Origin of the sequence: uncultured Thiohalocapsa sp. (assembly GCF_913063425.1) — a bacterium.
GTDB lineage: Bacteria > Pseudomonadota > Gammaproteobacteria > Chromatiales > Chromatiaceae > Thiohalocapsa.
Genome location: NZ_CAJXYK010000054.1, coordinates 12,626 through 35,783, shown reverse-complemented (window position 1 = coordinate 35,783; position 23,158 = coordinate 12,626). Strand labels below are relative to the sequence as shown.

Genomic DNA, 23,158 nt, shown 5'->3' with positions numbered 1-23,158 from the left:
CACCGTCGGCGCTATGATTCTTACATGGCCAGACCGCTACGCATCGAATTTCCTGGAGCGCTCTACCACGTGACATCACGTGGTGACAGGCGCGAGCCGATCTACGAGGACGATGCCGACCGGGAGGGGGGCACGGGGTCAGTTCTCGCATCGTGTCACCGTCGGCGCTATGATTCTTACATGGCCAGACCGCTACGCATCGAATTTCCTGGAGCGCTCTACCACGTGACATCGCGTGGTGACCGGCGCGAGCCGATCTACGAGGACGATGCCGACCGGGAGCAGTTTTTGGCCACGTTGGCGGAGGTCGTCGAGCGTTACAACTGGCTCTGCCACGCCTACTGCCTCATGACCAACCATTACCACCTGCTCGTGGAGACGGTTGATGGCAATCTGTCGAAAGGCATGCGCCAGCTCAACGGCGTGTTCACGCAGTCGTCGAACCGACGTCACGGGCGCCAGGGCCATCTGTTTCAAGGGCGCTTCAAAGGGATTTTGGTGGACAAAGACAGTTATTTGCTGGAGTTGAGCCGCTACGTGGTGCTCAATCCCGTCCGGGCCGGCATGGTCACGGCGCCGGAGCAGTGGTGCTGGAGCAGTTATCGGGTAACGGCAGGGGAGAGCGCGCCCCCGGGGTGGCTGGAGACGGATTTCGTGTTGGGGCAGTTCGCAGAAGATCGCGAGCGCGCACAGGCACGCTACAAGAGATTCGTTCTCGAAGGACTCGGGCGCAACGTCTGGCAGAACTTGCGCCAGCAGGTTTACCTCGGAGACGAAACCTTCGTGGAGAAGATGCAGGCGTTGGCGAGTATCCAAGGCGACCGTCTGAGTGTGCCCAAGATCCAGCGGCGTCCACCACCGCCCACGTTGGCGGACATCGCGGCGGCCCAACCGGACCGCAACGCGGCCATTGCGACAGCTTACGCGACCGGCGCCTACAGCTACGCAACCATCGCCGCGCATTTCGGCATCCATCTCTCGACGGTCGGACGGATCGTCCGCGCCTCGATGCAACAACGCGAGAACTGACCCCCTGTCCTCGCCGACCCCGTGTCCTCGCCGCCTCGATGCAACAACGCGAGAACTGACCCCGTGTCCTCGCGCTGACCCCGTGTCCTCGCGCGAGAACTGACCCCGTGTCCTCGCGGTCCCGCGGACCCCGTCCCGCGACGCGATGCAACAACGCGAGAACTGACCCCGTTCCGCCTTTCCGATGCTATGCAACAACGCGAGAACTGACCCCGTTCCCGAGAACTGACCCCGTTCCCCTCGTTCCCCCCTGACCCCGTTCCCCCGCTGCGTTCCCCCGGAGAACTGACCCCGTTCCCCGCGATGCAACAACGCGAGAACTGACCCCGTTCCGCTGCGGACCCCGTTCCGCAGGAGAACTGACCCCGTTCCCCGCGATGCAACAACGCGAGAACTGACCCCGTTCCGCACGCTGACCCCGTTCCGCACGAGAACTGACCCCGTTCCGCACGAGAACTGACCCCGTTCCGCGTTCCAACAACGCGAGAACTGACCCCGTTCCGCGCTGACCCCATTCCGCGAGACTGACCCCGTTCCGCGCGAGAACTGACCCCGTTCCGCGCGCGTGGGTGTGGCCCTTGTTGATGTGGACGCTCGTGCCAAGCGTGAGTAAAGGCGTCCGCCTCCGCTGTTGCTCCGGACTCAACGGGATTGGCCAGGGCGGACGGCTTTCTGAAGCTCCCGACACCCGGCCGTCGGCGGTTTTATCACCCCGGCGCGGGGCGGTAAATTGCACGAAAGTTGTACGCGGCGGAAACCGATCGCCCGAGCAAAGGGTTGCGAGAGGAATTTTTTTGCGCTGCCGCCGGCAGCCGCGCAGGCACGGCCGAGTGCAGCCGCTCGGGCTCGACTTGCTTGCCCGGGATGGGGCGTTGACACGGTCGGCATCGGTCGCACGTTGAGGCGGGCGGGACGGGTGCCGATGAGCGGGCAGCCGCTGCCGCAGCCGTCCGGCAGGTCGGCTGGCGCGGCATCGCCGGCGGGCTGCCGGCGCCACGCTGCGGCAGGCGCGCTAGACTGGGGGCGCCACCGCCGCACCCCGTTCCGCCGCCATGCCCCGCAAACGCCTGCCCATCGGCATCCAGACCTTCCGCAAGATCCGCGAGGACGGCTGCTATTACGTCGACAAGACAGGCTTTGCGCTGCGCCTGGTCGAAGAAGGCACGCATTATTTCCTGTCGCGCCCGCGGCGTTTCGGCAAGTCGCTGTTCCTGGACACGCTGGCGGAGCTCTTCAGCGGCACCGAAGAGCTGTTTCGGGGCCTTCAGGCACACGCTCGCTGGGACTGGGGCCGGCGCTTTCCGGTCATTCGGCTCAGCTTCGGCGGCGGCGTCGTGCAGAGCCGCGCCGAGCTGGACCGGCGCATCCGGGCGCTGCTGCACGACAATGCCGAGCGCCTGGGGCTCCCCTGTCGCGACCCAGACGACCCGGTGGGCTGCTTCGCCGAGCTCATCGCCCGCGCCCATGCCGAGCACGGCGAGCGTGTCGTCGTGCTGGTGGACGAGTACGACAAGCCGATCCTCGACAACCTGACTCGGCCGGACGTCGCCCGCGAGGCCCGCGACGGGCTGCGCAACCTGTATTCCGTCATCAAGGACAACGATGCCCACATCCGCTTTGCGTTCCTGACCGGGGTGAGCAAGTTCAGCAAGGTCAGCTTGTTCTCGGGGCTCAACAACCTGCGCGACATCACCGTCTCGGCGGAGTATTCGGCGATCTGCGGCTACACCGAGGGCGATCTGGACCAGGTCTTTTCGCCGGAGCTGACCGGGCTCGACCGGGATCAGATCCGCACCTGGTACAACGGCTACAACTGGACCGGCGCTGCCGTCTATAACCCATTCGATCTGTTGTTGTTGTTCCAGGAGCGCGAGTTTCGCCCCTGGTGGTTCGAGACCGCCACGCCGACCTTCCTGGTCGACGTGCTCACCGAGCGCCACACCGACCTGCCGCGCCTGGAGCACCTGCTCACCACCGAGCAGCTGCTCGGCGCCTTCGACGTGGAGCGCATCACCACCGAGGCGCTGCTGTGGCAGACCGGCTATCTGACCATCGACCGCGTGCAGCGCGCCGGCGCCTTCATCCAATACCGCCTGCGCTATCCCAATCTGGAGGTGCGCGCCGCGCTCAACGCCGCGCTGCTCGACCGCCTGGGCGGCGGCCATTCCGAGATCCCGCGCCAGACCGGCCAGCTCTATGCGCTGCTGCAGGCCAACGACTTCAGCGGCATGCAGCAACTGTTCACCGCGTTCTTCGCGAGCATCCCCCACGACTGGTACCGCAACAACCCCATCGCGAGGTACGAGGGCTACTACGCCAGCGTCTTCTACGCCTACTTCGCGAGCTTAGGAGTTGATCTGACCCCGGAGGAGTCGAGCAACGCCGGGCGGCTCGACATGGCCCTGCGCTTCAACGGCCAGGTGTACCTGTTCGAATTCAAAGTGGTCGAGCTGGCACCGGACGGGGGCGCGCTGGCGCAATTGAAGGCCAAGGGCTACGCCGACCGCCACCGCGGCAGCGGCGAGCCGATCCAACTCATCGGCGTCGAATTCAGCCGCGAGCAGCGCCGTGTGGTGGGCTTCGACGTGGAGACGCTGGGCGGCTGAGCCGTGTCCGCGCGCCGGTGCCCCGCGCCGGCTCGTCGCCACGGGCGCGGAGCGCCCGGCGATACGCGACGCCGCGGCAGCGGTGTCGCGAGCCGCTCAAGCTTGGAGCTGAGCCGGCGCAGCCGCGTGGCTTGGATGGCGGGTCAGCGCAGCCCAGGCACGGGCTTGGCGACATCGCGATGGTCAGCCAAACGCGCTTGCCGAAGCGCGCGCTCTGGAAGCTCTCACTCATGCGGTCGCAGAATCGCCGGCTGTTGTCGCCGCAAGTGCGTGCGGATGGTCCGCGATTGTAGCGCTCGCATCGAGGTACGACTGGCCCGGGCAATCCCCGGCGGCGGGCAGGGCTCCTGGGGCCAGCTCGATCGTCACGGCGCTCCAGCACCGTGATGCATCCAGCCCGCGTACGGCGTAACGCGACAGCGGTTCCGCCATCCGCGGATGACTCCGACGCTGACCGCGCACGCTGTCGATGCAGCCGTTGAGCTGACGAAAACGCTTCGATGGGCGCGGGATGGAGGCTCGCCCCAGCGGGCATCCACGCTACCGCACCGCCGGTGAAAAGACGGGTTGAGGCGGCCCCACACGATAGGTACCATGTGATATCCATCACTGGTACCCGAGGCCCGACCGTGGACACTGCAAAGCTCTTTCGATCCGGGCGCAGCCAAGCCGTGCGCCTTCCCAAGGCTTATCGATTCAACGGCGATGAGGTCGCCATCAAGCACCTGGGCTCGGCGGTCTTGCTGTTGCCGCTCGACAACCCTTGGCAAGTTCTCGAAGACGGCTTGAGCGAGTTCGAGGAGGGGTTTGTCCTGGAGCGCGCGCAGCCCGAGCAGGCGGATCGGGAAGCGTCGGGCGAGTGAGGTATCTGCTCGATACCAACATCTGCGTCTACATCATCAACCGCAAACCGTCGGCCGTCATCGAGCGATTCCGGCAGATGGTGCTGGGAGAGGTTGGTGTCTCGTCAATCACCGCCGCCGAGCTCGCGTTCGGGGTTGCCAAGAGCGGCTCGGCACGCAATCGCACGGCGCTGGAGAAGTTCCTCGCCCCGCTTGAGATCCTGCCGCTCGGAAGCGATGCCATTTGGGTCTATGGCGACATCCGGTCGGCGCTGGAGCGTTCCGGAACACCGATCGGCGCCCTCGATACGCTGATCGCAGCCCATGCGCTGTCGGCCAAGCTGACCTTGGTCACGAACCATCTCAAGGAATTCCAGCGTGTGGCGGGGTTGCGTTGCGAGAATTGGGTGGGCCCTGGACGGCTTCAGGCCGGGGAAGGCGGAACGCGATAGCGGTTCCGCCATCCGTGGACGACTCCAACACTGATCGCGCACGCCGGTGTTGGCGTCGGGGTTAGTTCTCGTACCTCGGCGATTTTGTCGATACGCGGCGTATGGGTGGGGCGCCGCCATTGCGCCGCGCCGGCAGCGGCGCGCGGGTCAGTCGCCGAGCTGTGCCAGCAGCGGCGCCAGCATGTCCTCGTAGCGCCGCCAGCGCGCCACCGAGCGGGTGTACACCGGCTGGCGCACCTGCGTCACGCTCGCGGTGCGCACAAGCCGCTCGGTCTCGTGGAAGCGCAGGCAGGCGTCGTCCCAGTCCAGGCCGATGAAGTCCAGGAGCCGCCGGGTCTGGCCGGCCTGGTCCGCCACCGTCTCCTCGTAGTCGATCTCCAGCATCGGCACCGGCAGCACGCGGCGCCAGTGGTCCATGATCCGCCGGTACTGAATGATCCGCTCGGCCAGGTGCTCCAAGTCAAACGCCCAGCGGATCTCCTTGAACTGGGTCATCCAGCAGGAGACCGCCACGTCGCGCACGTCGCGTCGGCAGTGGATGATGCGCGCGTTCGGGAAGGCCGTCACAATCCAGCCGAGCTGCGAATAGTTGTCCGGCATCTTGTCGGCGATGCGCAGCACCGCGTCATCGGCGAGTCCGGCCTTGCGGGTCAGGGTGTAGAGCTGCTCCAGGTGCCAGCCGGCGAGCTGGCGCGTCGCCTGCGGCGTCAGCCCGTCCAGACAGTCCAGCGGCGCGGTGTCGGGGCGGCCCAACACCCGCGGCAGCGCGGCGAAGGCGCGGCCGGCGAAGCTGCGCTCGCCGGCGCCGAACACCCGCGGGTGGCTGGCCAGGATGGTCTCGGTGAGCGTGGTGCCGCTGCGGGGCATGCCGACGATGAACACCGGTGCCCCGCTCGGGTCGCCATGCCCACGGGTACGGGCGAAGAATTCCGGCGTGAAGGTGACCATAAGCCGGTCGATGTGCGCGGCGTACTCCGCCGGGTCATAGGACCAGCCGCGGCTGCGCTTGTATGCCCAGTGCTCGACATTGCCGGCGACGGCATGGCGGGCGGCGCCGGCATGGTCCTTGGCGCCGTCGCAGTAGTGCGCAAGGCCGAAGTGCAGCATCGCCCGCACGCCCTCGCCGCCGCTGCGGGTCACCCAGCGGGCTTGCAGCAGGGCCTCCATCCGCTCGGCGTCCTCCGCCGGCAGCTTGCCGCGCAGGTTCTGCGCCAGGTTGGACAGCGCCGGCACGCAGTGGGGGTTGACCGCCAGGGCCTCGCGGTTGGCGGCATTGGCCGCGTCCACGTCGCTGGCGGAGGCGAGGATACCGGCCAGGCGCGCCCGCGCGCTCGCGTCCTCGGGCTGGGCGGCCACCGCCTCGCGGCAGGCGCCGATGGCACCCTCGGCGTCGCCGTCCTCCCACAGGGCGCTGCCGAGTGCGAGCAGCGCCGGCGCATGGCCCGGGTGCTCGTTCAGGATGCCGCGCAGCCGCTCGATGGCCGCCGGTACATCGCCCGCCTCGCGCAGCGTGTCGGCCAGCGCGACTTGGGTCTCGACGCGCTCGGGCTCCAGGGCCAGTGCCTGCTCGTACCACAGCACCGCCTGTTGCAGGTCCGCGACCTCGGCCCAGACCGAGCCGATCAGGGTCTTCAGCGCGGCATCCCGCGGGTCTCGCTCATGCGCTTCGAAGTAGGCCGCCATGGCCGGCTCCAGCTCGCCCTCGCGGCGGCGCAGCGTGCCGAGACTGATCCAGGCGCGGGCCGCGTCGGCACCGACGGTGCCGGCCAACTCGCAGGCGCGCTCGCACAGCGTCCGCGCGCGCTCGTGCTCGCCCAACGCGAGCAGCGTCAGGCCCAGGTTGCCCACCGCGTGCGCCAGGTCCGGCGCCAGCTCGAGCGCCTGCTCGTAGGCGGCCACGGCGGCGCGCACACGCCCCAACTCGCGCAGCGCATCGGCCCGGTAGGCATGCAGCAGGGCGGTCTCGGCATCCGCGGCGGCATCGGTCACCGCGCCCTTCAGCGCCTGCTCATAGGCGGCGAGGGCGCCTGCATAGTCCTCCAGCGCGAACCTTGCCGCGCCCAGGGTCACCAGCGCGGCGCGGTAGCCGGGGCGCAGCGCGAGCGCCCGCCCGCAGGCGGCGGCGGCGTCCTCGTGGCGATGACCGGCCCGCAGCGCGGCGGCCAGGTTCGCGGCATAGATGGGCTGGCTCGGCGCCAGGGCCTCGGCGCGCGTCAAATGGCTTATGGCCGCCTCGGCGTCGCCCTGCTGCAGCGCGGCGAGGCCGGCCAGGTTCAGCGCGCCGTGGTGGTTCGGGGCACGCGCCAGCAACCGGTTCGCGGCGGCGGCGGCTGCCGCGGCGTCGCCGGCGCGCAGCCGGGCGAAGCCCCGCTCCAGTCGGGCGCGGGGGTCGTTGCTTGAGCGCATGTGCGGCCTAGTGCTCGGCCCAGGGGTCCAGGAGGGTCACGCGCGGATTCTGCTCTGCCAAGTCGTTGAAATGCCGGACGTTGCGTGTCGCCAGCGCGCACCCGCGCGCGAGCACGATGCCGGCGAGCAGCGTATCGCGCAGCTCGACGGGGCGGCCCGCCGCCGCGCGCAGCGCCGCAAGCTGGGCCGCTCGATCGGCCGCCGCGCCGTCGAGCGGCAGAATGCGCCCGGCCAGATCGTCTGCGAGCAGTGCCTGAAAGGCACGCTCGAGTTGGGCTCGGCGCCGCCCCGGCGCCAGTCGTGCCAGGCCGAAGCGCACCTCGAAAACGGTCACCGCGGTCGTCCAAACACTCTCCGGTGCCTGCCTGTCCAGCCACTGCACGACCGCGGGGTCGGCCGGATCACGCATCATGGCCGACAGCACATTGGTGTCGAGTACGAGCATGGGGTCTCAGGCGCCGCCCAGATCCGCGGGCCGGGCCTCCTCGCCGCGCCATTCCTCGATGTCCGCGTCCAGGCCGAGACCGGCAAAGCGACCGGCCATCCGCGACCCCAGCCCGCGGGCGCCCGTATCGGCGGCGGGGCGCTCGGCGAGGGCCGCGGCACGCAGGATCTCCCGGACCTCCTCTTCGGTGCTCCGCCCATGCTCTCGGGCCCGCTGCGTCAAGCGGACCTTGACCTCGTCTTCGAGGTTGCGAACGATCAACTGCGCCATGGCTCGTGCCTCGCTTACCGAATGGCGCGCCACACACGGGCTGCGCCGCGGGAGTTGACAGCACGATAGCGCCGATAGACAGAGAGCCGCAACCCCGCCCCGCGGCGCCCGCGCGGCGCCGGCAGCCCGGCAGACGTCCGTCGGGCGCGGGAAGGCCCCGAGCCGGCCGCCCGGGGCCTGTGCGCTGCGCCGGGCTCAGCCGCGGCGGCGCCGGCGCACCGCGGCGAGGCCGAACAGCCCGAGGCCCACCAGCGGCAGCACGCCGGGTACCGGCACCGGTGTACCCGGCGCCCAATTGACGATGTTGCCGGTGTCGATGCTGCCGCCGCCCACGGCGGCCAGCAGGCCGGCGCTCGCCAGGGTGTCCAGGTCGGCGAAGACCGCCGCGTTGGTGATGGCGTCGTTCACGTTTGGATACTCGGTGAACTGCACGAACCACATCAGGCTCTGGGTCTCGCCGGCGGCCAGATCCAGGGTCCATTGGTCGGTGAAGTCGTCTTCTCCAGCATCCGGCACCGCCAAGGTACCCGAGGCCGCCTGCACGCTGCCCTCGCCATAGCGCACGAAGGTCAGCAGCGGGTCTGGACTGGAGCCGCCGTCGCTGGAGATGAGCCAGCGGTCCGCCTGCTGGAAGACCGCATCGCCGCTGCTGGTGGCCTCGATCTGCGTATCGCCGGAGCCCAGATTGCCGCCGTAGAGCACCTCGATGCCCGACAGCGCGCCGCCGGTGGTGTTGCCGAAGGTCGCCAGCACCCGCAGGGTCGGGCTGGAGGCGTCCATGAAATAGTCCAGGCTGGTGGCGATGCCGCCGATGTCCTGCGGCGTCAGGGTGCTGACGAAGGTACCGTCGGCGGTAGTGGTCAGGTCGACCTGGTCGTTCGGCTGGTTGAAGAGGGTGCGGTTGACCGCGATGCCGCCGAAGTCGTCGAAGGCGTCGCCCTGGTCGGGACCGGTTAAGGTTGCGTCGCTGATGCCGTATCCGGACCCGATGTCACCGGCGCCGGTGGCGAGGTCGACGGTACTATTGGAAAACTCGGAATACGAGACCCCACCGGTGGTGACGTCAAATCCAGTGGACGTCGTCGCGCCGCGGGCGGTGCCGCCGGCCAGGGCGGCACCGAGCATCAGGGCGGGCGAGGCGATACGGAGCTTGTCGAAGGCGGATTGGCTCATCGCGGAAAACCTCTTGTCGATTGCGGATCATGCGTGCCATGGTTCTGCAAGCCCCGCGGCGCGTCTCCGGCCGCCGGCGCGGTCGCCTGCTCGGGGAAAGCCTTGAGGCGGGCGGGATGCAAAATCCGCGCCACCCAAAAAAAAATTAGCGGATTCCGGTGCGTGCGTCCTCGGCTGACCGGTACCCCCACGCCGAAGGTGCGCACCTGTAAAGCAGGCTTTACAGATATCCGGCGCCGATTTCCCACGATGGGGCACTCAGGTATCGGATGCGCCCGGCAACGGCGCAATCGCTGAAGGCTGAGGGGCTTTTTCATCAATGGCTTATGGTTGCAACCCAGGCCCCGGCGCAGCGGCGGGTCCAACCGACGGCACTGAAAAGAAGCCTGACACCCGGCGTTGTCCGACGCCATGGCGGCGCAGGTCGTTGCATCTGGAACCGCCCCGGCGCCGGGTTTACGCTGTACCGGCGCCAACCCCCTGCGCATTGCGCCAGACACACAGGACTTGCCCATGCTCCAGCGCCGCCCGCCCCGCTCCCCGGCCCGGCCACAAGCCCCCGCAGGCACCGCATGCCTCCTGCCGCTGCTCGCCGCGGTGCTGTTGGGCCCCGCGGCTGCCGAGCCCGACACCGCAGCGAGCGCCGGGCCGCCCGCGGCATTGGTCGCCGCCGACGGCGCCTGGCGAGCCGGCGACCTCGCCACCGCCCAAGCACGCCTCAAGGCGTTGTTGGCGCAGGACCCCGGCGACGCGGCGGCACGGCTGCTGGAGGCCGAGATCGCACTCGCACTGGCGGAGCCCGCCGCCGCCGAGCAGGCCCTGCGCCGCGCCGCCGCGGCCGGCGCACCGGCCGCGGACTGGCTGGTGCCGCTGGGCGACGCGCTGCTGCGCCAGGGCCGTTTCGACGCGGTGCTCGCCGAGCTGGACGCCGCCGCCGACGCCCCCGGCCTCGCCGCCGCCGACCTGGCGCGGCTGCGCGCCGAGGCCCTGCGCGGGCTCGGCCGGCGCGACGCGGCCGAGGAGGCCCTCGCCCGGGCGCTCGCCGCAAGCCCCGCCCCGCCCACGGCGCGCCTCACCCGCGCCGCCTGGCTGCTGGCGGACGGCGACGAGACGGCCGCGGCAGACGCGCTGGCGGCCCTCACCAAAGACGCCCCCGACCTGGCCGCCGCCTGGGAGATGCTCGGTGCCCTGCGCCACCGCGCCGGCGACCTGGCTGGTGCCGCCGCGGCCTACGACAGCGCCATCGAGCGAGGCCCGACCGCCTGGCTGGCCCGCTACAAGCGCGCGCTGCTGCTGCTCGACACCAACGACCTGGACGGCGCCGCAGCGGATCTGAAGGCGGTGGCCGAGGTCAGGCCGGGCTTCCAGGGGCTCGCCTATGCGCGCGGGCGCCTCGCGCTGGCCCGCGGCGACGCGGCGACGGCGCTCGGGCAACTGGAGCCGTACCTCGCGGCCCGGCCCGAGGACTACGACGCCGCCTACTACGCCGCCGTCGCGCTGATCGCCCTGGGCCGGGCCGCGCAGGCCGAGGAGTACCTGCTCCGCGTCACCGCCGCGGCACCGGGCCTGCCGCAACCGGCGCTGCTGCTCGCGCGCCTGAAGCTGGAGCGCGGCGACCCGGCCGCCGCCGAGGCCCTGCTCGCGCCACTGGTGGACGGCGGCGCCCTGCCCCCGGCCGCCCGCGCCGAACTGGGGCGCACGCTGGTGCAGGCGCTCGCGGCCCAGGGTAAGCGCGATGCCGCCGCGGCGCTGCTCGCGGCGCTGGCGGATGCGGCACCGGCCGCCCCGGCGCTGGTGCTGCCCGAGGCGCAGGCGCTGCTCGCCAAGGGCGATACGGCGGGCGCCATCGCCCGCCTCTCGGCGCTGCTGCGGCAGACCCCCAACGACGGCGAGGCGCGCCTGGCGCTGATCCGTGCGCTGGCCGCGGCCGGCGACACGGAGCAGGCCCTGGCGCAGGCGGAGCTGCTGGCCGAGGCGGCCCCGCAGGACGCGCGGGCCTGGCAGGCCCTTGGTGTCGCCGCCGGGCTCGCCGGCGATGCGCACCGGGCGCGCGACGCGCTGCGGCGCGCCCTCGACATCGGCGGTCCGGGCGCCGCCGACGCGGCACTGGCGCTGGCGCGCGGCGAGGCCGCCGCCGGCAACCCGCAGGCGGCCCGCGCGGCGCTGGAGCAGGCCCTGGCGGGCGACGCCGGGGCGCCGCGCCTGGTCGCCGCGCTCGCCGCACTGGACCGGCACAGCGCCGGCGAAGAGGCTGCGCTCGAGCGCCTGCGCCAGGGGCTCGCCGCCGACCCGGCCGCCCTCGGCCTGCGGCTGCGGCTCGCCCGCGGGCTGCTGGCGGCGGGGAGCCCGGCCGCGGCACGCCAGGTGCTGGCGGCGGCGCCGCGGGCGCAGGCGACGCGGCCCGGCCTGCTGGCCCTGGCCGGCCGGGCCGCGCTGGCGGCCGATGACCCCGCGGCGGCCCTGGCCGCCTTCGAGCAGCTCGCCGCCCAGCGCAGGGGACGGGCCGGGCCCCTGTGCCTGGCGGCGCGGGCGCAGCTCGCGCTGAGGCAGCCGGAGGCCGCCGAGGCATCGCTGCGCGACGCCCTGGCCCGCGACCCGGCGTCGGCGTGCATCCCCCGGGGCCTCACCGCGCTGGCCGCGCGGCTGCCGGACGCGGGCGCGCGCGAGGCCCTGTTCAAGCGCCTGGGCGCGGACAACAAGACGGCCGCGCGGGCCGCCGTACTGCTCGCGCAGGCGCGCGCGGCCATTGCCGACGGTGCCCGCGGGCGCGCGGACGGGCTGCTGCGCGAGGCCCTCGTCCTGGTGCCGTCGCTGCGCCCGGCGCAGATTGCGCTGGTGGACAACGCCCGCGCGCTGGGCAAGGCCGCGGCGGCCCGGCGCGCCGCCGAGGATTGGCTCGCGAGCCACCCGGAGGACACGGGCATGCGGCTCAGGCTGGCCGCGGTGCTCGCCGAGGAGGGCGACACGGACGCCGCCGCGGCCGCCTACGAGGCGGTGCTGGCAGTCCCCGCGCAACCCCCGCGACTGCTCGCCGCCGCCGCCGGCGCCCTGGCCAGGCTGCTGCGCGCAGGCGACCCTGATCGCGCGCTGGCGCTTGCCGAGCAGGCGCATGCCGCGGCGCCCGGCGACCCGGCGGTCGCGGACACCCTGGGGGTGCTGCTGCTCGACACCGGCGCCACGGCGCGGGCCGTGGCGCTGCTTCAGGCCGCGCACGCGGCACGGCCGACGGACCCCAGCATCGGCTATCACTACGCGCAGGCGCTCGCGGCCACCGGGGACAGCGCCGCGGCGCGACGGCTGCTGCGCGAGGTCACGCCCCGCCGGTTTCCCCAACAGGCGGCGGCGCTGGCGCTGCTGGAGCGGTTGCGCTGAGGCGCTGCCACGGGGCGCAGAGCGCCTGCAGAAGCGCGACACCGCGGGAGCGGTGTCGCGAGGCAGCCGGCTGCGCCGCTTACATCTCCGGGGTGGGCGTTGCCCGCAAGCGCTCGCGGCGTGCCCGCAGCGCCAGGTCCAGCAGGTGCGAGAGGCCCGCCAGCCCAAGCAGCAGCGCGGTCACCCCCCAATAGGCGCCGGTGAGCGCGGTGCGGATCGCGAGCAGCAGCAGCACGCCGGACACCAGCGTGGGCCAGACCGCGCCCAGGCCCGGGCCGACGTCGCGCCTGGCCTTGAGCCACCAGAGCAGCGCCGCCTCCGCCAGCAGCAGCAGCACGATCAGGTCGGCGATGAGGCCGCTCTGGAAGGCCGCCGCCAGCAGCGGCCCGACGCCGCCCGGCATGTCAGCCACGGTGCTCTGTGCCCGGGGGCAGGGCGCCGGTCACCTGCGCCGCCGCGGCATCCGGTACGGCAGCATGTGCTGCACGATGGGGGAGCGGAAGCGGTTCAGCGACAGGCTCTCGTGCACCGCGGTCAGCGGGCGACCGAGCAGATGGGTGTCGATGACCGAGCGGGAGTAGAAGGGCGTGTCCTCAAGCGTCTTGGCGACCTTGGGCGGGCGCTCGGCGTCCGCCTGGCTGCCGCGGGGCACCTGCCAGATGGGGGTGCGCGGCAGGCGATGATTCGGCGGCGGCTCGAACGCCTCGACCCCTTGCGGGGAGAAGCGCAGCGCCAGCTGCTTCTGCCCGCCGTGGCGGCGGTCCATGTTGTAGAGGATGGCGCTCTCCTGCTCGCCCAGCTCACCTCGGGACCAATCCCAATAGACGAAGCCGTCCTCGATGGGCTCGTCGCCCCAGTTGCGGTCGAAATAGGCGTGGCCGCTCCAGCGCAGCTCCGGTTTTTGCAGCTCCACCTCCACCCGGGCGCTCGGCGCCACCGGGCGCCAGCGGTGGCGGCCGGCGTCATCGAGCGTGAACACCTGCTCGTTGATGAAGTGGGGCTTCAGATGCACGCGCCCGCGCACCCGTTGCGGGATGGGGGTGCCGACCTCGTCGATGGCGATGGTGAGCCCCTGGTCCCAGTCCCAGTGCAGACGGCTCGGGCCGATGCCCAGCGTCGATGCGCTCTGCGTCAGTGAGCCGGCGCGGCGCTCGGTCATGGTCCAGCGCCGCTCCCCGCCGTACAGACAGACGTTCAGCGAGACATAGTCCCGCGGGTCTTCTGCGCCGCGCTTGCGGCCCTTGAAATAGTACGGCGAGAAGACGCTGCCGATGAAGGCGATGAGGGTCAGCCCGTGCTTGCCGTCGTCGCTCAGGGCGTCGACGTACCACCAGGCATAGCCGCGGGAGGGGACGCTCAGGTCGAGCTCAGGTCCGCGAGCATCGCCTCCGCCGCCAGGCGCCCGGAGATCGCCGCCATCGGCACCCCCGGGCCCGGATGCACGCTGCCCCCCGCCAGATACAGCCGCGGCACCTTCGAGCGCGCCCCCGAGCGGCTGAACGGCCCCTGCCAGCCATGGGACGTGCGCCCGTACAGGGCGCCCCCCGTCGCCGGGAACAGGTGCTCGAACTCCGTGGGCGTGGTGATGACCCGGCGCTCCGGCGCCAGGTCCACCTGCAGGCCGCAGCGGGCCAGGAGGTTGAAGGTGTGCTCCTCGCATTGCTCGATTTCTCCGGCATCGAAGGGTTGAATGTCGCCGCGGGGCGGGGCGTTCACCAGGCACAGCAGGCGCTCCGGGCCGTCCGGCGCGCCGCCGTCGTCGCCGCGGTCCTGGGCGCAGACATACACCGTCGGCTCGTCCGGCAGGCGCCCCTGCTCGAAGATGGCCGCGAACTCCCCGGGATAGTCCCGGCTGAAGAAGACATTGTGCCGCACCAGCGGGAAGCCGGACGTGGGCGCGCAGACGCTGAAGGTCACCGCCGACAGCGAGCGCGCCTTCACACCGTGCCGGCGCACCGCGCGCCGCGGCCTGCGCCCGAAAAGCCCCGCCGCGAGGGCGGCACTGTCGGCGTTGCAGAGCACGGCATCGGCGGCGATCTGCTCACCGTCGGCGAGGCGTACGCCCGCCGCACGCCCGTGGCGCACCAGCACCTCGGCCACGGGGCTGCCGTAGCGCAGGGTCACCCCGTGTGCCTCTGCCAGGGCGGCAAGGGCCGCGGGCAGCCGGTGGATGCCGCCCTCCACCAGCCAGACCCCGCCCAGCTCCACGTGCGCGACGATGCCGAGGGTGGGCGGGGCGCGGAAGGGCGAGGAGCCGACGTAGGTGGCGTAGCGGCCGAAGAGCTGGCGCAGGCGCTCATCCGGGAAGAAGCGGCCCAGGTCCTGCCACAGGGTGGAGTAGGGCTTGAGGCGCGCCACCGGAATCAGCCCCGAGTCCAGCACCAAAGACAGCGGCGTCGGTGCCGGCTCGTGGATGAAGGCGCGCTCCAGGGTGCGGAACATGTCGTCCGCCCGGGCGCAGAAGTCCCGGAACAGCTGCGCCTGCCGGCTGCCTGCGAAGTCGCCGATGGCCTCCACCGAGCGCTCGATGTCGGCATAGAGGTCCAGGCGCTCCCCGGCGCTCCAGGCGTGGCGGGCGAGGATGTCCGCCGGGCGCAGGGTCAGGTGGTCGGCGAGGCTCGTGCCCGCCGCGTCGAACAGGTCCTCGAAGACCTCGCGCATGGTGACCACCGTCGGCCCCGAGTCCACCAGGGCACCGTTCACCGCCACCTCGCGCATCTTGCCGCCGGGCTTGAGCGCGCGCTCCAGCACGGTGACGCGCAGCCCGCGGGCGGCGAGGCGCAGGGCGGCGGCGAGGCCGCCCATGCCCGCACCGATGATGACGACGTGGTGCTCAGCCATGGCAAGGTGCCGGGTGTCGGCGCAGGCAGGTGCCGGCGCGCACGCCGCCGCGGACTGCGGCAGCGCGGGTGGGGCGGGGCGCCGGTGGACGGGCGCGCTGGGGCTCGGGCATGGGTGCGGGGCGCGGCGGTAGAGCGGCAGTGGTGCGGGGACGGCCGAGCGGAGGCTCAGGCTGCCCCGCGCCCGTCGCCGGCCCCCAGGTCTGCCAGCACCCGGTCTGCCGCCAGGCGCCCGGAGAGGGAGGCCATGGGAATGCCGGGGCCGGGATGGGCGCTGCCGCCGGCGGTGTAGAGGCCGGGCACCTTGGTGACCGTGCCGGGGCGGTCGAAGGAGCCCCACCAGCCGTGGTTGACGCGCCCGAACACGGCACCGCCCGAGGCGGGGTAGGCCTGCTCGAAGTGCGTCGGCGTGGTGATGGCGATCTCCTCGCTGTCGGCCAGGGTGAGGCCGCAGTGCCCGAGCAGCTGCATGACGCTCGCCTCGCAGCGGCGGATGTCGGCCTCCGGGATGGTCTCCGTGTCGCCGCGGGCCGGGGCGTTCACCACCAGCAGCAGGCGCTCGGGCTCGGTCGGCGGCGGCGCGTCCGGGTCGCCGCGGTCCTGCGCGCAGATGTAGACAGTCGGGTCCCGCGGCAGGTGCAGCTCGTCGAAGATAGCCTTGAACTCCGCCTTGTAGTCCGGCGGGAAGAAGACGTTGTGATAGTGCATCGGGAAGCCCTGCGGGCGGGCCACCAGGTTCCAGGTGACCACCGAGTGGGAGCGCTTGGCCGCCGGAATCGGCGCCACCGCCTGGCGCGCCTGCTCGCCGAACAGGCCGGCGCCGAGGGCTGCCGCATCGGCGTTGCAGATGACGGCGTCGGCGTCGAGCCGCTCGCCGTCGTCCAGCAGCACGCCGCGGGCCTTGCCGTTCTTCACCAGGATCTCCGCCACGCTTGCGCCATAGCGGATGCTCGCGCCGTTCTCCTCCGCCAGCTTGGCGAGCGCCTCCGGCAGCTGGTGGATGCCGCCGTCCACGGCGTAGACGCCGCGGCTTTCCACGTCCGCCACCAGCATCAGCGTCGCCGGCGCCCGGTAGGGCGAGGCGCCCACATAAGTGGCATAGCGGCCGAAGAGCTGCTTCAGGCGCGGGTCCTTGAAGTACTGCCCGAGCGCCTGCCAGAGCGTGAGCACCGCCTTGATGCGCATCAGCTCGCTCAGGCCGTTCCAGCCGAAGCGCCCGAAGATGGTGATGGGCGTCGGCTGCGAGGAGCGGATGAAGGGGCCGTCCAGCGCCTCGTAGACGCGCTTGGCATGGGCGGCGAAGCGGCGGAAGCCGTCCGCCTCCGCGGCGCCGGCGAACTCGGCGATGGCCTCGGCGGAGCGCTCGTGGTCGCCGTACAGGTCCAGGCGCTCGTCCCGGCTCCAGGCGTGGCGCGCCAGCACCTCGGAGCAGTGCAGCTTGACCCGCTCGCGGAAGCTGGTGCCGGCCTCGGCGAAGATCTCCTCGAACACCCACGGCATGGTGAGCACCGTAGGCCCGGTGTAGAAGGACTTGTCGCCCTTGTGCTGCTCGCGCAGCTTGCCGCCGGGGCGGTGGCCGCCCTCCAGCACGGTGACCTCGACGCCGCGCAGGGCGAGCTTCAGCGCGGCGGCGAGCCCCCCCATGCCGGCACCGATGATGATGACGCGTTTATTGAGCCCGGGCATGCCGTCTTGACCCTAGTTGCGTTAGCCTTTGCTCCAGTGTCTATCCTACTAGACACCTGATCGTGTCCAGACTACACGACAGCCGGCGGGGTGCCCACTGACGGGGCGCAACCAACACCGCATCCGCCCCGTTCGAGTCGGGTCCCCGAGGCCTTGGGCGATGTGTCGGGCACCACGTCGCCGCCCACTGCGACAAGGTTTCCAGCGAAAGAGGAGCGAGCCATGCGCTATGCAGCAAGACGAACCTGGCCTGAGAAGATCAAGACCTGGGAGTACATCAGTGAGGCCGAGGACATGGAGGCGTTCGCGCTGATGTTCGCCGAGGACAAGCACCTGGACGCGGACACGGAGTTCGTCGTCATCGAGAAGGCGGGTGCCGAGTCCGAGATCGAGTTCTTCAAGGTCACCCGCACCGCGCCCTACGCGCTCATCGCCGCCGAGCCGCGGGTGGAGCCCGCCTCCAACCCGGCGCCGGCCGGTGCTTCGGCCGGTGCTTCGGCCGGCGCGAGCGTCGCCGCACGCACGTCCGCGGACGACAGCCCCGGCATGATCGACGGCGGCGCCGAGGCCATCGCCGGTGTCTGGCGCGCCATGTTCGGCAATGCCCTGTTCTTCGGCAAGGTCGGCGCCACGGCGATGCTGATCTTCGTCAGCATCATCTTCCTGGCCAAATGGTGGTTCAACGCCTGGTGAGGGTGGTGTCCGCCGCAGCCCCAGCCCCAGCCCCAGCCCCAGCCCCAGCCCCAGCCCCAGCCCCAGTCTGAGTCCCAGTCTGGGCCCCGGTCTGGGTCCCAGTCTGGGCCGGCGGCTGGGCCGGCGGCTGGGCAGCAGCCCATCCGCCGGGCCTGCCCCCAAACCCGGCCTCCCAGCCCCGCCCCGCCCGGGCGCGACCGCCGCAGCCGGCCCCGATCCCCCGGGCGTCGGCTGCACCGCGAGCAGCCGCAGCAGCCTGTCCGCGTCGCCCATCGGCCTCTTATTCAGACAAGCCCACGCATGCCGTCGCGAGGCCGTCCCGGGGCCGCCGACTTCAGTCGGCACCCTGGGGATGGCGGACTTCAGTCCGCCCATGGCAACTGCTCACTGGCCTGAGGTGTGCCGCGACCTTGCATGACTGCGGTGAGCCCGTCTCTGCCGCGCTCCGCTCAGCAGTGGGTGGTCGACAGTCCTGATCTGTCAGCATCCGGCTACACCGCGACAATTCACTTGAGATTTTGTGTAAATCGACCTTGACACATCCTGATGTCAGGTTAGACTAACACCTGTGCCGCGTCGTCGCGGCCGGCCCAACACCGGAGCCCAAGGCTCCCGGCAGCGGGCGGCCACAGCGCCGGCGGGGCCTTGGCGGCACGGCAACCGTGCCGATAGTGAAGTTCCGTTTCGGAGGTTATTTCGATGGCCGAATCCAAGAACCTGTCGGGCCTCACCGACGAGCAAGCAAAAGAATTCCATGAGCACTGGAAGCATGGCGTGTGGAGCTGGGTCATGATCGCGACCGTGGTCCACGTGGTGACTTGGGTCTATCAGCCCTGGTTCTGATTTCTGAACGACGAGGAGAAACTCGATGAAAGTTCCCTATTTGATGGCTGACCCCTCCGTCGCCGAGCCCGATCATCCGGAAGAAGACTGGAAGATCTGGACCGTGATCAACCCCGCCACCTGGATGGTGCCGTTCTTCGGTATCCTGTTCATCCAGATGTGGATCATCCACTGGTACGCGCTGGCCCTGCCGGGCTACGGCTGGAAGGACAGCGTGCGCGTGAAAGAGCCCGTCGCGGTCGTGCAGCCGGCGCCGGAGCAGAAGGTCGCGCAGGTTCAGGTTCAGTAAGGACCCCGAGCCGTCTACCGGCCGCGTTCGGCCCGTCCGCGCAACGCGGACAGGCACCAGAGCGACGCGACCGGCAGGGCCTGCGGCAGCTGGAGCGCCTCAGCGCCGCGCCGCAGGCCGCAAGGAGCCAGGCGACAGGGATGTTGCGGTGACGGTCGTCACCGCGTCTCTATTCCCCACCCGCGCATTCAATCACCCGCGCTGATCGTGACGGCTGCGGCTGGTTGTGTTCTGCGGCTGTCGCAGCTGCGGCAGAAGAGACCTCGCGCAGAGACGCAAAGGCGCAGAGACGCAAAGGCGCAGAGACGCAAAGGCGCAGAGATCAAGAGAACAAGCATGCGAACGGAACAGCATCCGCGCACACGTGGTGAAGGCGTTGCGCGATGGTGTTGCGCTGCCTGGATCAACTGAGCCGCTTGACGCCCTTTGCGCCTCGGCGTCTTTGCGCCCAGGCGTCTTTGCCCGAGGTTCTTCTCCCGAAGCGCGCCCGTCACTCCGCCGATGACGCGGCCACCTGCGCCGCCGCCGGCTGCTCCGGCCGCTTCGCCCAGCCCTTGGGCGTCCAGGGGGCGCCGACGTACATGATCCGCCACATGTCGATGGGGTTGTTGCGCATGGCAAAGAAGCGGTGGATCACCGCGTCCGAGACCATGTAGAAGCGCTCCATGAGCCGCCGGCGCTTGGCGCCATGGAAGAAGCCGAACATCAGCAGGTTCAGGAAGGCCAGGAAGTGCGCCTGGATACGCATGCGCCGGGTGAGCCGCTGCCATTCGTGGCCGAAGGTGTCCGCCACGGGCACCGCCGACAGATGCTCCGCGAGCCGTGCCGCCGCGGCGAGCGAATAGCCGGTGCCGGGGTTGAACCAGCCCCCCGCATAGCCGCCGGTGATGGGGCTCGCGTCCGCTGCGCGGAAATGGCTCCATGCGGGCATGGGCAGCACGCCGACTTCGGTGCGCAGCACCTCGGCGACCTGAAGCCCCAGCCGCGGCGCCTCGGCGACAATCTCCCGGCTCAGGGCGTCCACGTCCAAGTCCGGGGTGTTGGAGAAGTAGGTGTCTTCGATGAGCACCCGGTCCGGCGCGAAGGGCAGGACGTAGTGGAACCGAAAGCCGTCGCGCTGGGCACAGCGGCTGTCCATCAGAATCGGCGCGGCGAGGTCCGTCAGCGCCGCGAGCCGGCACTCCAGGCCGACGAACTTCTGATAGCCGCCGCTGAAGCGCCCGCGGCCCATGGGGTGGGCCGCCTCCGGCCCGCGGGCGTCCACCACCACCCGGCCATGCAGCCGTGTTCCGTCGGCGAGCTGCACACTGTGGCCGTCCACATCGGCCACCGCGGCGCCGAGCCGGACCTCGATGCCCTCGGAGCCGGCGGCGGCGTCCAGCACCAGCCGGTGCAGATGCTCGGAGCTCAGAGATCGATAGACCCCCTGCACCCAGCGCGCCGAGTCGTCGAAGTAGAGCTGATAGCCCGGCCACTCGTACTCGATGATGGGCCGCGCCCAGTCCAGCGCGGTGTCCGGCAGGTCCAGCGCCTGGAAGGACCAGATGTGGTTGCCGCCGATGACCTCCCCCTGCTCCAGCAGCAGCACCCGGGCCTGTGGCTTACGCGCGGCCAGTGCCAGCAGGATCAGCCCGTTCTGCAGGCCGCCCCCCACCAGCAGATAGTCCGCGTCGAAGGCGTCGGGCGTTGCATCGGCCATGCTGAGGCTCCGTTGTCTGGTTGCGGGGGGCGGGATGGTCGGCCGGCTCGCCGGCGGCGGAGCAGGGCGCACACCAACCGGTCGATCCCCGCAAGCCTAGCATGGACATGGCCTGGACCCGCGTCGGCCCGGGGACCCTGGTGCCGCCTTCAATGCGGTTGCTTGCGGCGGGTCAAGGGCTGCGCCGTGGCGGTCGCGCCGCGTCCGCACCGGGCCGGGGAGGTTGATGGTGGTCAGCGCGGGGGACGTGCGCCGCGCACTAGACTCCCGGCTGTTCAGCGGGCGCCGTCGCTGCATGCCGGCGGCATCGCCCGGTTCCCGTCCCCCGCGCGCTGCCCGTCAGCGCCGTCCGTCGTCGTCAGGAAGTCCAAGCCCATGCAACGTCGTCGCTTCATCCGCAATGTCGGCCTCGCCGCCGCGGCCGGTACCGCCTTCGGCGCCGCCGGCCTCTATGCCATCCAGCCCCGCCGCACCGTCCTGCCCTATGCCGCCGCGAACAACGCGGACCTGCCCATGGCGCCGGCGGAGAAAAAGCGCGTGGTGGTGGTGGGCGGCGGGCTCGCCGGTATGGCCGCCGCCTATGAGCTGCTGAAGCGCGGCTTCGAGGTCACCCTGGTGGAGCGCGCGGACAACCTGGGTGGGCGGCTCACCGGCTGGAACGTCGATGTCAACGGCGAGACCATGGCCATGGAGCACGGCTTTCACGGCTTCTTCAACCAGTACTACAACCTGAACGGCCTGTTGGACGAGATGGGCCTGCGCGGCAACTTCAAGCCGGTGCTGGACTACCCCGTCATCTTCAAGGACCCGGCCAAGGGCACCGAGAGCTTCACCAACACCACCACGCTGTTTCCGTTCAACCTGTTTGCGGTGGTGAATCAGGCCAAGTCGGTGTCGATCCTGGACTTCAACAACCCCTTCGGGAAGCTCTACGAGCTGATGCGCTATGACCCCGAGCGCACCTTCGCGAAGTTCGACGACATCGACTTCAAGACCTTCTGCCAGCGCGTCAACCAGCCCATGGTGGACACCATCATCGAGCCCTTCGCGCATACCTCCTTCAACCAGTTCGATCAATACTCCGCCGCCGAGGGCATGAAGTTCTTCCACTTCTTCTTCCTCGGCAACCCGGACGGCATGGGCTACGACCAGACCATCGACGATGCCATGACCTCAGTGGTCACGCCCATGACCCAGCAGCTGAGCGAGCTTGGCGGGCGCGTCATCACCGGCGTGGAGGCGGACCGGCTGGTGGCGGGCGCGGGCGGCGTGCAGAAGCTCGTCATGAAGCGCCCGGGGGACATCCTGGACGGCCCCCACAGCGTGCCCGCGGCGGACATCGGCACGGACTGGACCCCCTTCCGGCAGGGCGCCAATCTCTACTATGCCCGCCGCGAGGCCGACGGCGGCTATCGGGCACTCTCCGGGCGCTGCACCCACATGGGCTGCCCGGTGGGGCTGGATGCGGCCACCGGCGGCTTCGCCTGCCCCTGCCACGGCGCCAAGTACGATGCCGAGGGCCGTCCCACCGAAGGCCCCACCGTGGTGCCCCTGGTGGCCCTGGACGCCGTGGCGGACGCGAGCGATCAGGTGACCTTCCAGCCGCGGGCGGAGCAGCAGACACCGGAGCTTGCGGCGGACTATTTCGTGCTGGCCTGCGACGTGCCGGGGCTCAAGGGCATCGTCGCCCGCTCCGAGCTGCCCCGGAACGACGCCGAACAGGGCTTCGTGCAGAGCGTTGCGGACCTTGGCGTCGCCGACCCCTACATCGTCTGGCGCCTGTGGCTGGACCGCGAATGCCCGCCCATGGCCGTGCCCTTCTACACCGTAAGCGGCTGGCGCTACACCGACAGCATCGCCATCTACTCGCAGATGCAGCCGGAGTACGAGGACTGGGCGCGGCGCCACGGCGGCTCGGTGCTGGAGCTGCACGCCTATGCCGTGGAGCCCGACAACGTCATCGACGAGGCCGAGATCAAGCGCATCATGCGCGCGGAGCTGGACGAGCTGATCCCGCAGCTCAAGGGCGCCAAGGTGCTCTACGACGTCTACGCCATGCAGCAGAACTTCCCGCGCTGGGCGCCGGGCGACTACCAGGGCCGCCCCGGCATCGACACCCCGGTGAGCAACCTCTTCCTCGCCGGCGACTTCGTGCGCCTGGAGGTGCCGGCCAACCTCATGGAGGCCGCCACCATGACCGGGCGCATCGCCGCCAACCGCATCCTCGCCGCCGAGGGCCTGCGCGAGAACCCCATCCCCGCCGTTGACCTCAAGGGCCCCCTGGTCCTCTGACCGCCTGCCTGCGCCCATCCCCGTGGTGGCCGGCTTCCAGCCGGCCGCCTGGGGGCGCCGGCCTCCAGCCGGCCGCCCCCTGCCTGAGGGCGCCACCTTCCAGCCGGCCGCCGGCCGCCTGGGGGCGCCACCTTCCAGCCGGCCGCCGTCTGCCTGGGGGCGCCACCTTCCAGCCGGCCCCCCGCTGCCTGGGGGCACCACCTTCCAACCGGCCGCCAGTC

18 protein-coding genes are annotated in these 23,158 nt (G+C 71.0%); 9 read left to right on the top strand and 9 right to left on the bottom strand.

Features of this window, described 5'->3' with window-relative positions; genetic code table 11:
- From QZ607_RS21895 to QZ607_RS21880, 4 genes are all read left to right on the top strand, one after another.
- On the top strand, positions 1-1,029 hold a 1,029-nt coding region (locus QZ607_RS21895; RefSeq protein ID WP_367268239.1), incomplete at its 5' end, for a transposase.
- Between the two features lie 1,052 nt (positions 1,030-2,081).
- The gene (locus QZ607_RS21890) at positions 2,082-3,635 is read left to right on the top strand and encodes an ATP-binding protein (RefSeq protein WP_295887192.1); all 1,554 of its coding nucleotides are present in this window, start codon (positions 2,082-2,084) and stop codon (positions 3,633-3,635) included.
- 629 nt (positions 3,636-4,264) lie between these two features.
- Positions 4,265-4,498, top strand: coding sequence for an antitoxin (locus tag QZ607_RS21885; protein ID WP_295887190.1), 234 nt, complete (start codon positions 4,265-4,267; stop codon positions 4,496-4,498).
- Positions 4,495-4,929, top strand: coding sequence for a type II toxin-antitoxin system VapC family toxin (locus QZ607_RS21880; protein ID WP_295887187.1), 435 nt, complete (start codon positions 4,495-4,497; stop codon positions 4,927-4,929). Before QZ607_RS21885 ends, QZ607_RS21880 begins: the two co-directional genes overlap by 4 nt.
- Before the next feature lie 147 nt (positions 4,930-5,076).
- On the opposite strand, the gene QZ607_RS21875 is transcribed toward QZ607_RS21880, so the two are convergent.
- The 4 genes from QZ607_RS21875 to QZ607_RS21860 all read right to left on the bottom strand — a co-directional run bounded on the left by QZ607_RS21875 (position 5,077) and on the right by QZ607_RS21860 (position 9,223).
- Positions 5,077-7,335, bottom strand: a complete 2,259-nt coding sequence (locus QZ607_RS21875; protein ID WP_295887184.1) for a tetratricopeptide repeat-containing sulfotransferase family protein — start codon at positions 7,333-7,335, stop codon at positions 5,077-5,079.
- Between the two features lie 7 nt (positions 7,336-7,342).
- Entirely contained in the window at positions 7,343-7,780 is a 438-nt protein-coding gene (locus tag QZ607_RS21870; protein WP_295887181.1) for a type II toxin-antitoxin system VapC family toxin, read from the bottom strand.
- A gap of 6 nt (positions 7,781-7,786) precedes the next feature.
- Positions 7,787-8,050, bottom strand: a complete 264-nt coding sequence (locus QZ607_RS21865) for a toxin-antitoxin system (protein WP_295887178.1) — start codon at positions 8,048-8,050, stop codon at positions 7,787-7,789.
- A 195-nt stretch (positions 8,051-8,245) separates the two neighbouring features.
- Positions 8,246-9,223: a PEP-CTERM sorting domain-containing protein gene (locus QZ607_RS21860; RefSeq protein ID WP_295887175.1), complete on the bottom strand. Its 978-nt coding sequence runs from the start codon at positions 9,221-9,223 to the stop codon at positions 8,246-8,248.
- A 513-nt stretch (positions 9,224-9,736) separates the two neighbouring features.
- Between QZ607_RS21860 and prsT the strand changes: the two genes are divergently transcribed.
- On the top strand, positions 9,737-12,595 hold the full coding sequence (gene prsT / locus QZ607_RS21855; protein WP_295887173.1) for an XrtA/PEP-CTERM system TPR-repeat protein PrsT: 2,859 nt from the start codon (positions 9,737-9,739) through the stop codon (positions 12,593-12,595).
- A 79-nt stretch (positions 12,596-12,674) separates the two neighbouring features.
- On the opposite strand, the gene QZ607_RS21850 is transcribed toward prsT, so the two are convergent.
- From QZ607_RS21850 to crtD (QZ607_RS21835), 4 genes are all read right to left on the bottom strand, one after another.
- Complete coding sequence (locus QZ607_RS21850; RefSeq protein WP_295887170.1) at positions 12,675-13,007, bottom strand: hypothetical protein; 333 nt, start codon at positions 13,005-13,007, stop codon at positions 12,675-12,677.
- A gap of 30 nt (positions 13,008-13,037) precedes the next feature.
- Positions 13,038-13,754 carry a carotenoid 1,2-hydratase gene (locus QZ607_RS21845; RefSeq protein WP_295887167.1) on the bottom strand — a complete coding sequence of 239 codons (717 nt, stop codon included), beginning with the start codon at positions 13,752-13,754 and terminating at the stop codon, positions 13,038-13,040.
- Positions 13,755-13,951: 197 nt separating this feature from the next.
- The gene (gene crtD, locus QZ607_RS21840) at positions 13,952-15,436 is read right to left on the bottom strand and encodes a 1-hydroxycarotenoid 3,4-desaturase CrtD (RefSeq protein WP_295887163.1); all 1,485 of its coding nucleotides are present in this window, start codon (positions 15,434-15,436) and stop codon (positions 13,952-13,954) included.
- A gap of 167 nt (positions 15,437-15,603) precedes the next feature.
- A complete protein-coding gene (gene crtD, locus QZ607_RS21835; protein ID WP_295887159.1) occupies positions 15,604-17,121 on the bottom strand; it encodes a 1-hydroxycarotenoid 3,4-desaturase CrtD in 1,518 nt (505 codons plus the stop codon).
- A 222-nt stretch (positions 17,122-17,343) separates the two neighbouring features.
- Between crtD (QZ607_RS21835) and QZ607_RS21830 the strand changes: the two genes are divergently transcribed.
- The 3 genes from QZ607_RS21830 (at position 17,344) to pufA (ending at position 18,946) form a co-directional block, all read left to right on the top strand.
- On the top strand, positions 17,344-17,814 hold the full coding sequence (locus QZ607_RS21830) for a hypothetical protein (RefSeq protein ID WP_295887157.1): 471 nt from the start codon (positions 17,344-17,346) through the stop codon (positions 17,812-17,814).
- A gap of 699 nt (positions 17,815-18,513) precedes the next feature.
- The gene (pufB, locus tag QZ607_RS21825) at positions 18,514-18,657 is read left to right on the top strand and encodes a light-harvesting antenna LH1, beta subunit (protein WP_200238069.1); all 144 of its coding nucleotides are present in this window, start codon (positions 18,514-18,516) and stop codon (positions 18,655-18,657) included.
- Positions 18,658-18,682: 25 nt separating this feature from the next.
- Positions 18,683-18,946: a light-harvesting antenna LH1, alpha subunit gene (gene pufA, locus QZ607_RS21820; RefSeq protein ID WP_295887154.1), complete on the top strand. Its 264-nt coding sequence runs from the start codon at positions 18,683-18,685 to the stop codon at positions 18,944-18,946.
- Between the two features lie 490 nt (positions 18,947-19,436).
- Here pufA and crtY read toward each other — a convergent pair whose 3' ends face one another.
- Positions 19,437-20,645, bottom strand: a complete 1,209-nt coding sequence (gene crtY / locus QZ607_RS21815) for a lycopene beta-cyclase CrtY (RefSeq protein ID WP_295887153.1) — start codon at positions 20,643-20,645, stop codon at positions 19,437-19,439.
- Positions 20,646-21,020: 375 nt separating this feature from the next.
- On the opposite strand from crtY, the gene QZ607_RS21810 reads away from it, so the two are divergent.
- Positions 21,021-22,937, top strand: a complete 1,917-nt coding sequence (locus QZ607_RS21810) for an FAD-dependent oxidoreductase (RefSeq protein WP_295887151.1) — start codon at positions 21,021-21,023, stop codon at positions 22,935-22,937.
- Positions 22,938-23,158 lie beyond the last annotated feature (221 nt).